Source organism: Pantoea cypripedii, from assembly GCF_011395035.1.
Classification (GTDB): Bacteria; Pseudomonadota; Gammaproteobacteria; order Enterobacterales; family Enterobacteriaceae; genus Pantoea; species Pantoea cypripedii_A.
Genome location: NZ_CP024768.1, coordinates 4,057,964 through 4,075,227, shown reverse-complemented (window position 1 = coordinate 4,075,227; position 17,264 = coordinate 4,057,964). Strand labels below are relative to the sequence as shown.

General features: G+C 58.0%; 15 protein-coding genes. 13 read left to right on the top strand and 2 right to left on the bottom strand.

The features are described 5' to 3' along the window. The first annotated feature begins 97 nt into the window (after positions 1 to 97). Entirely contained in the window at positions 98 to 1,213 is a 1,116-nt protein-coding gene (locus CUN67_RS19060; protein WP_208716831.1) for a GNAT family N-acetyltransferase, read from the top strand. Here CUN67_RS19060 and CUN67_RS19055 read toward each other — a convergent pair. Next, on the bottom strand, positions 1,210 to 3,042 hold the full coding sequence (locus CUN67_RS19055) for an ABC transporter ATP-binding protein (RefSeq protein WP_208716830.1): 1,833 nt from the start codon (positions 3,040 to 3,042) through the stop codon (positions 1,210 to 1,212). The genes CUN67_RS19060 and CUN67_RS19055 overlap by 4 nt on opposite strands. A 62-nt stretch (positions 3,043 to 3,104) precedes the next feature. On the opposite strand from CUN67_RS19055, the gene CUN67_RS19050 reads away from it, so the two are divergent. The 12 genes from CUN67_RS19050 (at position 3,105) to CUN67_RS18995 (ending at position 16,216) form a co-directional block, all read left to right on the top strand. Then, complete coding sequence (locus CUN67_RS19050; protein ID WP_208716829.1) at positions 3,105 to 3,602, top strand: GNAT family N-acetyltransferase; 498 nt, start codon at positions 3,105 to 3,107, stop codon at positions 3,600 to 3,602. A gap of 378 nt (positions 3,603 to 3,980) precedes the next feature. Continuing rightward, complete coding sequence (locus CUN67_RS19045) at positions 3,981 to 5,375, top strand: MFS transporter (RefSeq protein ID WP_208716828.1); 1,395 nt, start codon at positions 3,981 to 3,983, stop codon at positions 5,373 to 5,375. Next, a complete protein-coding gene (locus tag CUN67_RS19040) occupies positions 5,356 to 6,315 on the top strand; it encodes a 2-hydroxyacid dehydrogenase (protein ID WP_208716827.1) in 960 nt (319 codons plus the stop codon). Before CUN67_RS19045 ends, CUN67_RS19040 begins: the two co-directional genes overlap by 20 nt. Before the next feature lie 111 nt (positions 6,316 to 6,426). After that, entirely contained in the window at positions 6,427 to 6,735 is a 309-nt protein-coding gene (locus CUN67_RS19035) for a type II toxin-antitoxin system RelE/ParE family toxin (RefSeq protein WP_208716826.1), read from the top strand. Positions 6,736 to 6,774: 39 nt separating this feature from the next. Then, entirely contained in the window at positions 6,775 to 7,104 is a 330-nt protein-coding gene (locus tag CUN67_RS19030; protein ID WP_208716825.1) for a HigA family addiction module antitoxin, read from the top strand. 87 nt (positions 7,105 to 7,191) lie between these two features. Next, a complete protein-coding gene (locus tag CUN67_RS19025; RefSeq protein WP_208716824.1) occupies positions 7,192 to 8,358 on the top strand; it encodes an HD-GYP domain-containing protein in 1,167 nt (388 codons plus the stop codon). Between the two features lie 108 nt (positions 8,359 to 8,466). After that, positions 8,467 to 8,556, top strand: a complete 90-nt coding sequence (gene kdpF, locus CUN67_RS19020) for a K(+)-transporting ATPase subunit F (protein WP_084877689.1) — start codon at positions 8,467 to 8,469, stop codon at positions 8,554 to 8,556. Next, entirely contained in the window at positions 8,556 to 10,235 is a 1,680-nt protein-coding gene (kdpA, locus tag CUN67_RS19015; RefSeq protein WP_208716823.1) for a potassium-transporting ATPase subunit KdpA, read from the top strand. Before kdpF ends, kdpA begins: the two co-directional genes overlap by 1 nt. A gap of 7 nt (positions 10,236 to 10,242) precedes the next feature. After that, positions 10,243 to 12,291, top strand: a complete 2,049-nt coding sequence (kdpB, locus tag CUN67_RS19010) for a potassium-transporting ATPase subunit KdpB (protein ID WP_208716822.1) — start codon at positions 10,243 to 10,245, stop codon at positions 12,289 to 12,291. A gap of 11 nt (positions 12,292 to 12,302) precedes the next feature. After that, a complete protein-coding gene (gene kdpC, locus CUN67_RS19005; RefSeq protein WP_208716821.1) occupies positions 12,303 to 12,875 on the top strand; it encodes a potassium-transporting ATPase subunit KdpC in 573 nt (190 codons plus the stop codon). Between the two features lie 113 nt (positions 12,876 to 12,988). Beyond that, complete coding sequence (gene kdpD / locus CUN67_RS19000; protein ID WP_208717273.1) at positions 12,989 to 15,664, top strand: two-component system sensor histidine kinase KdpD; 2,676 nt, start codon at positions 12,989 to 12,991, stop codon at positions 15,662 to 15,664. Positions 15,665 to 15,718: 54 nt separating this feature from the next. Next, positions 15,719 to 16,216: a TIGR00645 family protein gene (locus CUN67_RS18995; protein WP_084877678.1), complete on the top strand. Its 498-nt coding sequence runs from the start codon at positions 15,719 to 15,721 to the stop codon at positions 16,214 to 16,216. A 45-nt stretch (positions 16,217 to 16,261) separates the two neighbouring features. On the opposite strand, the gene CUN67_RS18990 is transcribed toward CUN67_RS18995, so the two are convergent. Next, a complete protein-coding gene (locus CUN67_RS18990) occupies positions 16,262 to 17,191 on the bottom strand; it encodes a LysR family transcriptional regulator (RefSeq protein ID WP_208716820.1) in 930 nt (309 codons plus the stop codon). Positions 17,192 to 17,264: the final 73 nt, after the last annotated feature.

The window sequence follows — 17,264 nt, the reverse complement described above, 5'->3', positions numbered from 1 at the left end:
AGTATAAAACGGTTGGCATTCGGTGCGCTGCACCTTTTCCCCGTCAGCAAAACCTGTTTGACTACAGGTTCGCCTTAAATCTGGCCGGGAGCCGTGGATGTCTTTGCTTCACCTGTCATCGCTGGCGGACGTCAGCGCCGCTACCTGGGATGCGTTATTACCTGATGATCAACCGTTTTTACGCCACGCTTTTCTGCTCACGCTGGAAGAGAGCGGCAGCGTGCGGCCGGAAAGCGGCTGGCAGCCGGATCATCTTATCTGGCGTGAACAGGGAGAAATCCGTGCAGCGCTGCCGGGTTATCGCAAACGCAACTCCTGGGGCGAATACGTGTTTGACCACGCGTGGGCCGATGCCTGCCAGCGGGCGGGTATTGCTTATTATCCCAAATGGCTTGGCGCGATTCCGTTCAGCCCGGTGACCGGCGCTCGGCTGCTGGGCGATGCCGCCAGCGTAATTGCCCAATTGCCGGATTATCTGCATCAGCACGGGCTCAGCAGCGCCCATATCAACTTCACCACGCCGCACGCCAATGGGCTGCTGGAACAGGCTGAGGACTGGTTGCCGCGTCTGGGTATCCAGTATCACTGGCACAATCGCGGCTACCGTGATTTCCAGGATTTTCTCGATACCCTGATGTCGCGCAAGCGTAAACAGCTGCGCAAAGAGCGCGAGCAGGTTGCCAGCAGTGGTTTCGCCTTTGAGTGGTATCGCGGCGATCAGCTGCGCGAAGATCAGTGGGACTTTGTCTACACCTGCTACGCCAACACCTATGCGGTGCGCGGCCAGCGGCCTTACCTGACGCGTGATTTCTTTAGCCTGCTTGCGGAACGCATGCCGCACAGCATCCGCGTGTGCATCGCCTCATTACAGGGGCAGCAGGCGGCGATGGCGTTCTGTCTGGTGGATAACAACACCCTGTATGGCCGCTACTGGGGCTGTCTGGCGGAGTTTGATCGGCTGCACTTCGAAACCTGTTTTTATCAGGGCATGGATTTCGCCATCGCGGAAGGGTTACAGCGTTTTGATGCGGGTGCGCAGGGCGAGCACAAGCTGGTCCGGGGCTTTGAGCCACAGCTGACCCACTCCTGGCATTATCTCAGCCATCCGGGGTTGCGTGCTGCGGTGGATGATTTTCTGCAACAGGAACGGGCAGGGATGCGCGCCTGGGCGGTTGAGGCGCGAGAATCCCTGCCATACCGGCGCGGCGATTAATCCACGCCGACAAAACCACCGGTCTGATGTTGCCATAAGCGCGCATACAAACCCTGCTGGGTCAGCAATTCGCGGTGGTTGCCCATCTCGACAATTTCACCTTTCTCCAGCACCACCAGGCGATCCATTTTGGCGATGGTGGAGAGGCGGTGGGCGATGGCAATCACCGTTTTGCCCTGCATCAGGGTTTCCAGGCTCTCCTGAATCGCTGCTTCCACTTCGGAATCCAGTGCCGAGGTGGCTTCATCCATAATCAGAATCGGTGCATCTTTCAGCAGCACCCGGGCAATGGCGATACGCTGACGCTGGCCACCGGACAGTTTCACGCCGCGTTCACCGACATGCGCATCCAGCCCGGTGCGGCCCTGTGGGTCAGACAGCAGCGGGATAAATTCGTCGGCACGCGCGCGGTGAATCGCCTGGATCAGCTCCGCTTCGGTGGCATCCGGTCGGCCATAGAGCAGGTTTTCCCGGATGGAACGGTGCAGCAGCGAGGTATCCTGGGTGATCATGCCAATCTGGCCGCGCAGGCTTTCCTGGGTCACGTTGGCGATGTTCTGGTCATCAATCATAATGCGACCGCCGTTAAGGTCGTACAGCCGCAACAGCAGATTCACCATGGTCGATTTCCCGGCACCCGACGGGCCGATCAGACCAATTTTCTCGCCTGGTTTGATATTGAGGTTGAGGCGATTGATCACCTGTCGACCGCCACCATAATCAAAACGCACATCTTCATAGCGGATCTGCCCGCGCGTCACCTGAAGTTTCTTCGCGGCGGGCGCGTCCTGCACGCTGAGCGGCTGAGAGATGGTGTTCAACCCATCCTGCACCATGCCGATATTTTCGAAGATGCCATTCACCACCCACATGATCCAGCCTGACATATTCACCAGACGAATCACCAGGCCGGTCGCCAGCGCAATGGCACCGACGCTAATCAGCGACTGGCTCCACAGCCACAGCGCCAGCCCGGAGGTGCTGACAATCAGCAGGCCATTCAGGCTCGACAGCGTGATATCCATGCTGGTGACCATCCGGCTGGCCTGCTGGGTTTTGTCGGTTTGCTCCTGAATCGCCTCGCGCGCATAACGTTTTTCGAGGTCGTTGTGGGCGAATAACTTGATGGTGGCAATGTTGGTATAGCCATCGACAATGGTGCCCATCAGTTTGGAACGTGCTTCCGATGAGGCCACGGAACGTTGCTTCACGCGTGGCACGAAATAACGCAGCGACAGGCTGTAAGCCACCAGCCAGATAATCAGCGGGATCATCAAACGCCAGTCGGCTTCGGCGAACAGCACCAGCGATGTGACGGCATAGATCAGCACATGCCAGATGGCGTCCACCAGTTGCACCGCAGAATCACGCAGCGAGTTGCCGGTTTGCATAATGCGCTGGGCGATGCGCCCGGCAAAATCGTTCTGGAAGAAATTCAGGCTCTGGCGCAGCACGTAGTTGTGATGCTGCCAGCGAATCATGCTGGTCATGCTGGGGTTGATGCTCTGATGCACCAGCAGGTCGTGGACGGCAATAACGATGGGCCGCAGAATCAGCGCCACGACGCCCATCCACAGTAAAATCGGCCAGTTGTCGCTAAACAACGTGGCGGGGGTCGAATGGTTCACCAGATCGATAATACGGCTGAGATAGCTGAACAGCGCCACTTCGATCAGCGCCTGCGCCAGCCCGACAACCAGCAGAGCGATAAAACTCGGCCACACCTGGCGCAGATAGTAGAGATAAAACGGCCAGACAGTGGAAGGGGGCGAATCCGTTGGTGCATCCTGGAAAATATTGATAAAACGTTCAAAACGGCGATACAGCATAGCGTCACTCTTTCCGTCTCATAGAGTCTTTCAGCTTAGTGCAACTTAGGGAGAAAACCGATATGGAATTGCTTATCCGTGGTCGTGAACCGCGCGATGCGGCAGCTTACCAGCGCCTTTACAGCCAGCCGGAGGTCTATCAATGGACCACGCAATTGCCCTATCCCAGTGTGGCGACCTGGGAGAAAAAGTTCGAGAAAATGGATGCGGACGGTTTTATTGCCTTTGTGGCCGAAATCGACGGCACCATGGTGGGAGAACTGACGTTGTTTGTCGAGCATCGCCCCCGCACCCGCCACGGCATCAGCTTTGGTATCAGCGTTGACCCGGCTTTCAGCGGACGCGGTATCGGTGAGCAACTGATTCGTACCGGCATTGATTACGCCTTTAACTGGCTGGGCGTGCAGCGCATCGAGCTGGAAGCGTTTCATGATAATCACCGCGCGCTGCGTCTCTACCAGCGTATCGGTTTTGAGCATGAAGGGGTACGGCGCAAAGCCTGTCTGCGCAATGGCGAATATCACGATATCGTGATGATGTCGCTGCTGCGCAATCCCTGATTTTTTTGCGCGATAAATCGCGCCGTTACGGATGGTGCGGGTCGTAGCGGCGCGATTGTGCGGGTTGTAGCGGCGCGATTTATCGCGCATCTGTTTTCATTCAATTAGTTCCCACATAGTTATCTAACGAAGTATTTTCCTCGACCTGGCGCACACTCCGTTACTTTGCTGCATGGAAATTCAGGGTTCTGTGCAGCACCGCACTCCCCTTTGTGGCATGCGCCAAATATGGCGCGAAATTCACCGTGCAATTCCCCCATCCGCACAATGACCTCTACCTGCCTGGCTCTCTATATTTTCTGCACAGGGAAAATTAAGCGGTATTCCTGAAAACATCATTTCGGGGCAGGAGGCTCCCACAGCCAGGGAATTCACCTTATGTCGCAAGCAAAAAATCTTAACCGCACCAGTCATGTCCGCATCTGGATGCTGATGTTGATCCTGTTTCTTTCGGTGGTGGCCTATGCCGACCGCTCGATCCTGTCGATCTCCGGATCGGCAATCAAAGAGGAATTTGGCCTGTCGGCGATCCAGCTGGGTCTGATCCTCTCCGCCTTTAGCTGGGCTTATGTGATCGGCCAGATCCCCGGAGGCTTGTTTCTCGACCGCTTCGGCACCAAAAAAGTCTACGGTGTGACGCTGGCGCTCTGGTCGCTCTCCACCATTGCGATGGGCTTTGTCGGCGAGTTTTCCAGCGGGATGACGGCGGCGCTGGTGCTGATGTTTGGGCTGCGATTTGTTCTCGGCCTGATTGAAGCCCCCAGCTTTCCGGCCAACGCGCGCGTGGTGATTATGTGGTTCCCCAGCGCAGAACGTGGGCGGGCATCGTCGCTGTTCAGTTCGGCGCAATACTTCGCTGTGGCCATCTTCTCACCGCTGTCGGGCTGGCTGGTGTCGCGTTATGGCTGGGAGTGGCCGTTCTTTGTGCTCGGCGGTATTGGCGTGCTGGCGGTGTTTGTCTGGTCGGCCTTTATGCGCAGTCCGAAGCAGCACCCACAGGTGTCGGCCAACGAACTGCGTCATATTGTTGATGGCGGCGCGCTGGTGGATATCGATTCCGCGCAGACACTCAAGGCACGCCCGGCGCTGAGCAAAGCCATGTTCAAAAAGCTGCTCAGCAACCGCATGTTGTGGTGTGCCTATATCGGCCAGTATTGCATCATCGCGCTGAGCTACTTTTTTATTACCTGGTTTCCCATCTACCTGGTACAGGCGCGGGGCATGAATATTCTGGATGCCGGGTTTGCCACCATCGCCCCGGCGTTGTTCGGCTTTGCGGGAGGGATTTGCGGCGGATACATTTCGGACAAACTGCTGGCGCGCGGCTGGAGCATCTCCTGGGCGCGCAAAACGCCTTATATCGTCGGAATGCTGATGGCGGCGACCTTAATCCTTGCCGCCGTGATCCCGAGCAATGCGGGCATTATCGCCATCATGTCATTTGCCTTCTTTGGCAAAGGCGTGGCGGCCGGGGCGGGAACCTGGACGGTAGTCAGCGATACCGCCCCGAAAGAAGCGGTGGGCCTGGCAGGCTCCATCTTTAACGGCATCGGGAATATCGCCGGTTTCCTTACCCCACTGCTGTTTGGCATCATCGTGGGTGTGACCGGCAGCTACAGCATCGGCCTGGTGTTTGTTGGCGCGCACTGCGTGGTGGCCGCCTTGCTGTTCTGGCTGGTGATGGGACCGATTGAGCGTGTCGGTGAGGAGCAGGAATCAACCGCCACATCCTATAAAAAACAGGGGAAAGAAGATGGTATCAAAGCAGTTTAACGTGCTGATGAAGGGGCCGTTATTACCCGCGCGTTTACAGGACAATCTGGATGCGCAATTCACCACTTATCGCCTGTGGCAGCAGGATGATCAGGCCGCCTGGCTGGCGCAGCACGGTGCGGAAATTGACGCGCTGGTCACCAGCGGTAACGCCCTGATGGGGGCCAATGCTGAATTGATCAATCAACTTCCCAACCTGAAAGTGATTTGCAGCAATGGTGTCGGGTATGACGCCATCAACACCGCTGCGGCGCAGGCGCGTGGCATTGTGGTGACCAACACCCCTGGCGTGCTCAATGCCTGCGTCGCCGACACCGGCATGGCGTTGTTGCTGGATGTCGCCCGCCGCATCAGCGCGGCAGACCGCTACACACGTGCCGGAAAATGGCAGAGCGAGGGGCGCTATCCGCTGTCAACGAAAGTAGGCGGCAAAGTGTGCGGCATTGTCGGGCTGGGTGGCATTGGCAAAGATCTGGCGAAGCGCGCGCAGGCGTTTGATATGGACATTCATTACTACAACCCGCGTTCACGCCCGGATGTGCCTTATACCCGTCATGATTCCCTGTTGTCGCTGGCACAGCGGGCAGATTTCCTGGTGCTGACGCTGCCAGGCGGTGCCGCGACGCATCATCTGGTGAATGCTGAGGTGTTGCGCGCGCTGGGGCCGCAGGGTTTTCTGATCAACATCGCGCGTGGCAGCGTGGTGGATGAGCAGGCGCTGATCGCCGCGCTGGAGGCTGGTGAGATCGCCGGAGCCGGGCTGGATGTCTTCGAACAGGAACCTGCGGTGCCGGAAGCGCTGCGCCAGCGTGATGACGTGGTGATCACCCCCCATCTTGCCAGCAGCACCCATGAAACCATGGCGGCAATGGCGGACCTGGTGTTCGAAAATCTGCTGGCGTTTGCTCAGGGCGAAGCGGTGCTGACGCGGGTAGTGTGAAGGAAATCTGGAATCCATCTCGACAATTCGCTATGATGTTAAATGTTGCACTTGTGCACTGTGCGTGAGTGCAATAAATTCCTGCCAGGTTTGCACAAAGCAGGGATTAACATGGCGGGTTCAATTCAGAATTTCAGGGACGAATGGCTGCAATTATTTTTTGTGTATGGGACTTCGCACAAATGTATTCCCGCCAATATTGAGACTGCGCTCGCGCGCAAACTCGACATCATCCATGCAGCAAAAAGCCATCTGGATTTACGCGCACCGCCAGGTAATCGTTTTGAAATGCTGCAACCTCCGTTGCAGCGGTATGCATCGATTCGTATCAACGGGCAGTATCGCCTCATTTTTCAATGGACTGATGGGAAAGCATGGGATCTGTATCTCGACCCGCACCGTTATAAACATCATCGATAAACGCTGGGGCAGGCCAGGCGTGATGGAGAGAGGAATGCAATGAAACAGGCAATGCGTAAACCAACCAGCGTAGGTGATGTACTTCAGTACGAATTCCTTGAACCTCTGGGCCTCAGGGTAAATGATTTGGCTGATATGCTGAATGTGCACCGCAACACGGTGAGTGCTTTGGTGAATAACAATCGCAAGCTGACTACGGAGATGGCCTATCGGCTGGCGGTGGTTTTTGCCACCTCGGTTGATTTCTGGCTGAATCTGCAACGTCACCTTGATCAGTGGGAAGTCGAAAACGATGCGCGTACTCAGGAAGAATTGAGTCGGGTCACGCCACTGGAAACCTTTCTCGCGCAACGACATCAGGTAGCGTGACGCTACAAATCGCACAAAACCGCCTGAAGAAATTTTGTTCAGCTGCCGATATCTCTCTACCACCCACTGATATTAAGGAGAGATATCGTGATAAAGCTGATTACCGTTGACGAACTGCGGCCGGGGATGTTTGTCCACAAACTGGAGGTTTGGTGGATCAAAGACAAACGCATTCGCAACCAGATGCTGATCACTGATAAACGCCAGATCGCCTGGATCCGCAACGAAGGGATCATTGAGGTATGGATCGATCTTGATAAATCGGTGCAGGCACCGCAAAAGCCCCCTGAACCGAGAAAAGCGATCCCGCAAACCCCCTATTTTCAGGAAATTAACCAGGCACAGGCCATCTTCACTCAGGGCAAACCCCGGGTGCTGGCGATGTTTAACGAAGCGCGCCTCGGGCAAGGCCTTGACCTCAACTCGACCATTAACCTGGTGGATGAAATCGCCGGGTCACTCACCCGTGAACCCACGGCACTGCTCAGCATGGCACGGCTGAAGAATCATGATGATTATACCTACCTGCATTCGATGGCGGTGTGTGGCCTGATGATCTCGCTGGGCAAAAAACTGGGGCTGGATGAACACCAGCAACGGCGGGTCGGCATGGGCGGTTTGTTGCATGACGTTGGCAAAGCGGCGGTGCCACTGGAAATTCTCAATAAGCCGGGCAGACTCACCCCGGAAGAGATGACGATCATGCGCCAGCACCCGATTGTCGGTGCGCAAATGCTGATGGAAGCCGATGCCGATGAGGATTTGCTGGATATCACTCTGCATCATCATGAAAAAATGGACGGCAGTGGCTATCCGCATGGCTTGAAAGGTGAGGAGATCACCCTTTACTCGCGCATGGCTGCGGTGTGCGACGTGTATGACGCCGTGACCTCAGACCGACCCTACCGTAAAGGCTGGACCCCTGCCGAAGCGATGCACAAGATGCTGAGCTGGCACGGTCACTTCGATAAAAAATTGCTGCAAACCTTTGTTCGATCCATCGGCATTTATCCGGTGGGATCGCTGGTGCGACTGGCTTCCGGACGGGTGGCGTTGGTGGTGCAGGCGGGAGAACAATCGCTGCTGAAGCCAAAAGTCCATGTCTTCTGGTCACTGCATGCGCAGCGCGAAATCAAGCCAGAAGAACTCGATCTCGGCAATAGCTTTTGCACTGACAGCATCACCGGTGCGGAAGACAGCGGCCTGTGGCAAAACGTCGATCTTAATCGTATCTGGGCGCTGCAAAGCGCCTGATTTTCGACCATTTTTATACTTTTTTTACGCCCGACATCCGCCTTTTTACCCCTTCTTTATATCGCCACGCGCATGCTTGCAGCACAACCAAATCCTCTGGAGGTCGCTGTGAGTGTGGGCGTGATAACCGGCATCGTGCTGGTATTTATCTTACTGGGCTATCTGTTCTATGCCCTGCTTAACGCGGAGGCATTCTGATGGCTGCCAACGCATTTCTGCTGATTGCGGTTTACCTGCTGGTGCTGATGGTGCTGGCACAACCGCTCGGACGCTTTATGGCGCTGATGATTGCCGATAAGCCGCTGCTGCCGCGCACCGAGCGTGCGCTGTGGCGGTTTGCCGGTGCCGATGGTGAGGCCATGCGCTGGCCGCATTACCTGCTGGCAATTCTGCTGTTTAATGCGCTGGGTTTTGTCGTGCTGCTGGTGATGCTGCTGATGCAGGGCACGCTGCCACTCAATCCGCAGCATCTGCCGGGACTCAGCTGGGACCTGGCACTGAATACCGCCATCAGCTTTGTCACCAACACCAACTGGCAGGCTTACAGCGGCGAAAGCACCCTCAGTTACTTTAGCCAGATGGCCGGATTAACGGTGCAAAACTTCCTGTCGGCAGCCACCGGTATCGCCGTTGCCTTTGCGCTGATTCGTGGTTTTGCCAATCGCTCGCTGGCAACGCTCGGTAACGCCTGGCGCGATCTGACCCGCATCACCCTTTACCTGTTGTTGCCGATCAGCCTGCTGATCGCGTTGTTTTATGTCAGCCAGGGCAGCATCCAGAGCTTTGAACCTTACCATGCGCTCACCACGCTGGAAGGCGCGCAGCAGACGCTGCCGCTCGGCCCGGTGGCTTCGCAGGAAGCGATCAAAATGCTGGGCACCAACGGTGGTGGTTTCTTTAACGCTAACTCAGCGCATCCGTTCGAAAACCCCAATGCCCTGACCAACTTTGTGCAGATGCTGAGTATCTTCCTGATCCCGGCGGCGCTGTGCTTCGCCTTTGGGCAGCAGGTGGGCGATCGTCGTCAGGGTCATATGTTGTTGTGGGCGATGACGCTGATGTTTGTGCTGGCGGTGGTGACGGTGATGTGGGCGGAGCTGCGCGGTAACCCGCATTTCCTCAGTCTCGGCGCGGACAGTGCTATCAACATGGAAGGCAAGGAGACGCGTTTCGGCATCCTCAATTCCAGCCTGTTTGCGGTAATCACCACGGCAGCCTCCTGCGGTGCGGTGAACGCGATGCATGATTCCTTCACGGCGCTGGGCGGCATGGTGCCAATGTGGCTGATACAGCTGGGCGAAGTGGTGTTCGGCGGCGTGGGTGCCGGGTTGTACGGCATGCTGCTGTTCGTGCTGCTGGCGGTGTTTATCGCGGGCCTGATGATCGGTCGCACCCCGGAATTTCTCGGTAAGAAGATCGATGTGTGGGAGATGAAAATGACCGCGCTGGCGATCCTGGTGACACCGACGCTGGTGCTGATCGGCACCGCGCTGGCGATGATGACCGAGGCAGGCCGCGCCGGTATGGCGAACCCCGGCACGCACGGCTTCAGCGAAGTGCTGTACGCCGTCTCTTCTGCCGCTAACAACAACGGCAGCGCCTTTGCCGGTTTAAGCGCCAACACGCCGTTCTGGAACCTGTTGCTGGCGGTGTGCATGTTCGTCGGTCGCTTCGGCATCATCATTCCGGTGATGGCGATTGCCGGTTCGCTGGCGGTGAAAAAAGTGCAGCCAGTGGGCAACGGCACGCTGCCGACACACGGCCCGCTGTTTGTCGCCCTGCTGATTGGCACTGTGCTGCTGGTAGGCGCGCTGACCTTCATCCCCGCACTGGCACTCGGTCCAGTGGCGGAACATCTGCAATTAATTCAGGGATAACGGAATCATGAGTCGTCAACAACTGGCCCTGTTTGATGCGGCATTGACCCGCACCGCGATACTGGATGCGGTGAAAAAACTCGACCCGCGTGTGCAGTTTCGCAACCCGGTGATGTTTCTGGTGTGGCTCGGTAGCGTGCTGACCAGCGTGCTGGCGATCGGCATGGTCGCGGGTCAGCTCAGCGGTAGCGCCGGTTTTACCGCCGGGGTCGCGGTGTGGCTGTGGTTTACCGTGCTGTTTGCCAACTTTGCCGAAGCGCTGGCGGAAGGGCGCAGCAAAGCGCAGGCCAACAGCCTGAAAGGGGTGAAAAAGAGCGTCGATGCGAAAAAACTGGCGGAGCCGCATTACGGTGCTGCCTGGAAAAACGCCTCCGCGGATAGCCTGCGCAAAGGCGATGTGGTGCTGGTGGAAGCCGGTGACATTATCCCGTGCGATGGCGAGGTGCTGGAAGGCGGCGCGTCAGTGGACGAGAGCGCTATCACCGGCGAATCGGCACCGGTGATTCGTGAATCCGGCGGTGACTTTGCGTCCGTGACGGGCGGTACCCGCATCCTTTCCGACTGGCTGGTGATTCAGTGCAGCGTCAATCCAGGGGAAACCTTCCTTGACCGGATGATCGCCATGGTGGAAGGCGCTAAACGCCGTAAAACCCCGAATGAAATCGCCCTGACCATTCTGCTGGTGTCGCTCACCATCGTATTCCTGCTGGCGACGGTGACGCTGTGGCCGTTCTCCGCCTGGGGCGGCACCCCGGTCAGTATCACCGTGCTGGTGGCGCTGCTGGTGTGCCTGATCCCCACCACCATCGGCGGTTTGTTATCTGCCATCGGTGTGGCAGGGATGAGCCGGATGCTGGGCGCGAACGTTATTGCCACCAGTGGCCGTGCGGTGGAAGCCGCGGGTGACGTCGATGTGTTGATGCTGGATAAAACCGGCACCATCACCCTGGGTAACCGCCAGGCGACGCAATTTCTGCCGGCACCTGGCGTTAGCGAACAGCAGCTGGCCGATGCGGCACAGCTGGCGTCGCTGGCGGATGAAACGCCGGAAGGACGCAGCATCGTGGTGCTGGCGAAGCAGAAATTTAACCTGCGTGAACGCGATCTCAGCAGCATGGGGGCCAGTTTTATTCCGTTCTCAGCGCAAACCCGCATGAGCGGCGTCAACGTGCAGGACCGCCTGATTCGTAAAGGGGCGGTGGATGCAGTTCGTCGCCATATTGAAGCCAGCAATGGCCGTTTCCCGGCGGAGGTCAATGCGGCGGTGGAAGAGGTGGCACGCGCCGGTGGCACGCCGCTGGTAGTGGCGGAAGGCGCACAGGTGCTGGGCGTGGTCGCGCTGAAAGATATCGTGAAAGGCGGCATCAAAGAGCGTTTTGCCGAGCTGCGCAAAATGGGCATCAAAACCGTGATGATCACCGGCGATAACCCGTTAACCGCGGCGGCAATTGCCGCAGAAGCGGGCGTCGATGATTTTCTTTCGGAAGCGACACCGGAAGCCAAACTGGCGCTGATTCGTCAGTATCAGGCGGAAGGACGTCTGGTAGCGATGACCGGCGATGGCACCAACGATGCTCCGGCACTGGCGCAGGCCGATGTGGCGGTAGCGATGAACTCGGGTACCCAGGCGGCGAAAGAGGCGGGCAACATGGTCGACCTCGACTCCAACCCGACCAAGCTGCTGGAAGTGGTGCATATCGGTAAACAGATGCTGATGACGCGCGGCTCGCTGACCACCTTCAGTATCGCCAACGATGTGGCGAAATACTTCGCCATCATTCCGGCAGCGTTTGCGGCGACCTATCCGCAACTGAATATGCTGAACGTGATGCAGCTGCATTCACCCAACTCCGCCATTTTGTCGGCGGTGATTTTTAACGCGCTGGTGATTGTGTTCCTGATCCCGCTGGCGCTGAAAGGGGTGAGCTACCGTCCACTGAGCGCCGCGGCGTTGCTGCGTCGTAACCTGTGGATTTACGGCGTGGGTGGGCTGGTGGTGCCGTTTATCGGTATTAAAGCGATTGATGTGCTGCTGACCGTATGCGGTCTGGCGTGAGGAGAAGAGAGATGAGTCAGTTACGTCCGGCTATTGTATTGTTAGTGCTGCTGACCGTGCTTACCGGTGCGGTTTATCCCCTGCTGACCACCGGGCTGGCGCAGTGGTGGTTTCCGGCGCAGGCCAATGGTTCGCTGCTGGAACAGGATGGCGCGGTGCGCGGTTCAGCGCTGATTGGGCAGAGCTTCAGCCAGCCCGGCCATTTCTGGGGCCGTCCATCGGCCACCGGTGACAGCGCTTATAATGCCCAGGCCTCCAGCGGCAGCAATCTGGCCGGTAACAACCCGGCGCTGGATAAAGCGGTGGCGGAGCGCGTTGCGGCGCTACGTGCGGCTAACCCGCAGGCACCGACGGCGGTGCCGGTGGATCTGGTAACCGCTTCCGCCAGCGGCCTCGACCCGGATATTTCACCCGAAGCGGCGCTGTGGCAGGCTCCGCGTATTGCGGCGGCGCGTCAGTTACCGTTGCAGCAGGTGGAGGATTTGATTACGCGCCACACTCAACGTCCGCTGCTGCCGTTTATCGGTGAAGAAACGGTGAATGTGCTGCGATTGAATATGGCGCTGGATGCGTTAACTAACTGACACTCTGGCACATACCGTAGCGGCGCGATTTATCGCGCAGGTTTTCTGGCACGATGCACGGCATAGCGCGATAAATCGCGCCGCTACGGGATCGGAGAATGAATGGATTGATGATGAACGACGAACTGCCTCGCCCCGATCCGGATGCGTTGCTGTTGAACCACAGTGACAGCCATCGCGGCAAACTCAAAATCTACTTTGGTGCCTGTGCGGGTGTCGGCAAAACCTTCGCGATGTTGCAGGAGGCACAGCGCCTGCGCGCCCAGGGACTCGATGTGCTGGCGGGCGTGGTGGAAACCCACGGACGCGATGAAACCGCCGCCTTGCTCAAAGGCCTGGCGGTTTTGCCACGTCGGGCCACCGGTCGTTCACGCCATGCGGAGTTTGATCTGGATGCGGCGCTGGCACGCCATCCGGCGGTGATCCTGATGGATGAACTGGCGCATACCAATGTGCAGGGTTCGCGCCATCCCAAGCGCTGGCAGGATATCGAGGAATTGCTCGAGGCCGGTATTGACGTCATCACCACCGTTAACGTGCAGCATCTGGAAAGCCTCAATGATGTGGTGGGCGGCGTCACCGGTATCCAGGTACGCGAAACCGTGCCGGACCCCTTTTTTGATGCGGCCGATGAAGTGGTTCTGGTAGACCTGCCTCCCGACGACCTGCGTCAGCGGCTGAAGGAGGGCAAAGTTTACGTCGGCGATCGCGCCGAACGCGCCATCGAAAACTTCTTCCGTAAAGGCAACCTGTTTGCGCTGCGTGAGCTGGCATTGCGCCGCACCGCAGACCGGGTGGATGACCAGATGCGTGCCTGGCGCGATCAGCAGGGGCGCGACAAAGTCTGGCACACGCGTGACGCCATCCTGCTGTGCATCGGCGATGACACCGGCAGTGAAAAACTGGTACGTACCGCTGCGCGGCTGGCAGCGCGTCTCGGCAGCGAGTGGCATGCGGTATACGTTGAAACGCCACGCCTCAATCGCCTGCCGGAAGCGCGGCGGCGCGGCATTTTACGCACGCTGCAACTGGCACAAGAGCTGGGGGCAGAAACCGCTACCTTGTCCGACCCCGATGAAGCGCGTGCGGTGTTACGTTACGCGCGCGAGCACAATCTCGGCAAAATCGTCACGGGTCGTCAGCCACAGCGACGCTGGCGGCGCGACAGTTTTGCCCAGCGTCTGGGCGAGCTGGGGCCGGACCTCGATCTGCTGGTGGTGGCGCTGGATGAGCCGGTGCGTGATGCGCCCGCCGCGTTGAACGGGCAGCGCGCCAGCGCGGAAAAATGGCGTATGCAGTTACGCGGCTGCCTGATGGCGCTGGTGCTGTGCATTCTGGTCACCTCAGCCGGGCGCTGGCTGTTGGTGGAGTTCGATCCCGCTAACGGCGTGATGATTTATTTGCTGGCGGTGGTGATTGTCGCGCTGCGCTTCGGTCGCTGGCCGTCGGTGTTTGCCACGGTAATCAATATTCTCGCCTTTGACCTGTTTTTCGTCGCCCCCACCGGCACCGTGGCGGTGTCGGATCTGCAATATCTGGTGACGTTCGCGGTGATGCTGGCGGTCGGCGTGATCGTCGGCAATCTGACGGCGGGCGTGCGTTATCAGGCGCGGGTGGCGCGTTATCGTGAACAGCGCGCGCGTCATTTGTACGAAATGGCGAAGTCGCTCGGCAGCGCGCTGACGCCACAGGACATCGCCAGCACCAGCCAGCGGGTGATTGAGGTGACGTTGCAGGCGCGCAGCCTGCTGCTGCTGCCGGATGAGCAGGGCGAGTTGCAGACCGTGGGTGACAGCAGCATGGGTACGCCGCCGGATCTCGCCATCGCCAAATGGAGCTACAGCAAAGGCCAGCCGGCCGGGGCAGGCACCGACACCTTACCGGCGGTGCCGTACCAGATTCTGCCGCTGAAAAGCGGTAACCACTGTCGTGGCTTGCTGGTGGTGGAACCGGAAAATCTGCGTCAGTTGATGATTCCGGAACAACAGCGACTGGTGGAAACCTTTACCGTGCTGATTGCCAACGCGCTGGAGCGAATGGCGCTGTCGCAGAGTGAAGCGGCATCACGGCTTTCTGCCGAACGTGAACAGCTGCGTAACGCGCTGTTGTCGGCGCTGTCACACGATTTGCGCACGCCGCTGACGGTGCTATTTGGTCAGGCGGAAATGCTGATGCTCGACCTCGCCAGCGAGGAGTCAAAATATGTCCCGCAGGCGAATCAGATCCGTGAGCAGACGCTGAGCACCATCCGGCTGGTGAGCAATATGCTGGATATGGCGCGCATTCAGTCCGGTGGGCTGAATCTGCGTGAAGAGTGGGTGGCGCTGGATGAGGTGATCGGTGGCGCGCTGAGCAGCATGGGTCCTTCGCTCAAGGGCCATGATTTCACCCTCGATCTCCCTGATGAGCTGGTGCTGATCAAAGGTGACAGCAGCATGCTGGAACGGGTGTTTACCAATATCATCGAAAACAGCCTGAAATATGCCGGTAACGCGGCGCAGCACGGTATCCATGCCTGGCGTGAACATGACCGGCTGGAAATCGCCATCTGGGACAGCGGCCCCGGTATCGCGCCGGAGGCGTTGACGCGCATCTTTGATAAATTCGCCCGTGGCGATAAGGAATCGGCGGTGCCGGGCGTTGGCCTCGGTCTGGCGATCTGTAAAACCATTATTGAATCCCACGCAGGCCGCATCTGGGCAGAGAACCGTCCTGAAGGTGGCGCGAGTTTCCGTCTTTCCCTGCCGCTGCCGCCAGCTCCTGAAATTTCTGAAGATGGGCTGAAATAACTTCACACTTGTTCGGTTATAATCGCGGGCTTGTCAGTTGATTAATGGGAAATTATGGAACGTTTTACCGAAAACCTGATGTATGCATCGCGCTGGCTGTTGGCACCGGTTTACATTGGACTTTCGCTGGGATTGCTGGCGCTCACCATCAAATTTTTCCAGGAAGTGTTTCACATGCTGCCGGATATCCTCAGCATCGGGGAAAACGATCTGATCCTGCTGCTGCTGTCGCTGGTGGATATGACACTGGTCGGTGGCCTGCTGGTGATGGTGATGCTGTCGGGCTATGAGAACTTTGTGTCCAAACTGGATATCGCCGAGCACAAAGAGAAACTGAGCTGGCTCGGTAAGATGGACTCCGGCTCGCTGAAGAACAAAGTGGCGGCGTCGATTGTGGCGATTTCCTCGATTCACCTGCTGCGGGTGTTTATGGAAGCGCGCAATGTCGAAAACGACAAACTGATGTGGTACGTGATTATCCACCTGACGTTTGTACTGTCGGCGTTTGTCATGGGATATCTGGACAATATGTCAAAAACGGAAAAGAAATAATTTTCCGTCCCGTAACGGCGCGATTTATCGCGCCGTTACGGGATATCATCTGGCGGGTTGTGCCCCTGCCAGCTGCGGCATCACTTCACGAATCATGGCAAAAAACTTCTGCAATCTCGCCGGATAATAACTGGCCCACGGATAGGTTAACCACACCGGTAGCGGCGGTGCCTGCCACTCTGGCACCAGCTGAATCAAATCGCCGCGCGCTAAATCGTCCAGCACCACCCACGACGACACCACAGCCGCTCCCATTCCTGCCAGCGCCGCCTTGCGCACCGCATACAGGCTGTCACTTGCCAGACGCGGGTTAATCGCCAGATTCAGCGGCTGTCCGTCGCTGAGGCGTTGCAGGGCAATCTCGCCGTGATAAAAACTGGTCAGCGCCAGCCACGGCAGAGACGTCAGTTGTTCCACCCGTTCTACCGGCGGATGCGCTGCCAGTAACGACGGGGCAGCCACCACAAAACGGGGGACTTCCGCCAGCAAAATCGCCACTACCGAGGGATCGGTGGGTGGGCCGACCTGAATGGCGCAATCGACGTTTTCAGCGACAAAATCAGGTGTGCGGTCATTCAGCATCCACTCCACATTCAGACGCGGATAGCGTTGCAGATAATCCACCAGCGGCGCGACCAGCTGATCCTGACCAAACGCATGGGGCGCACGTACGCGCAGGGTGCCCACCGGATCGTCGCTCGCGCCGGTCAGTTCATCCTCCAGTGCATACCAGGTGGCAAGCAACTGACGCGCCTGCTGATAGCAGCGTTCACCGTCATCGGTCAGTTTCAGTGCGTGGGTGGTGCGCAGAATTAACTTCAACCCCAGCCGTTGCTCCAGCGCCTGCAAACGACGGCTGATGGTCGGCTGGGTGGTGCCAAGCTGTGCGGCGGCGGCGGATAACGATCCGCTCTCCACGATGCGGATAAAGGTTTGCATCAGTTCGATGCGGTCAACGCTGGAAGAATGGCTCATACGTACCACGTATAATGGTTTTGTCTTTCATCAGTCTACCGCGTATGGCGGCGACGCGCTTTAATAAGCGCAC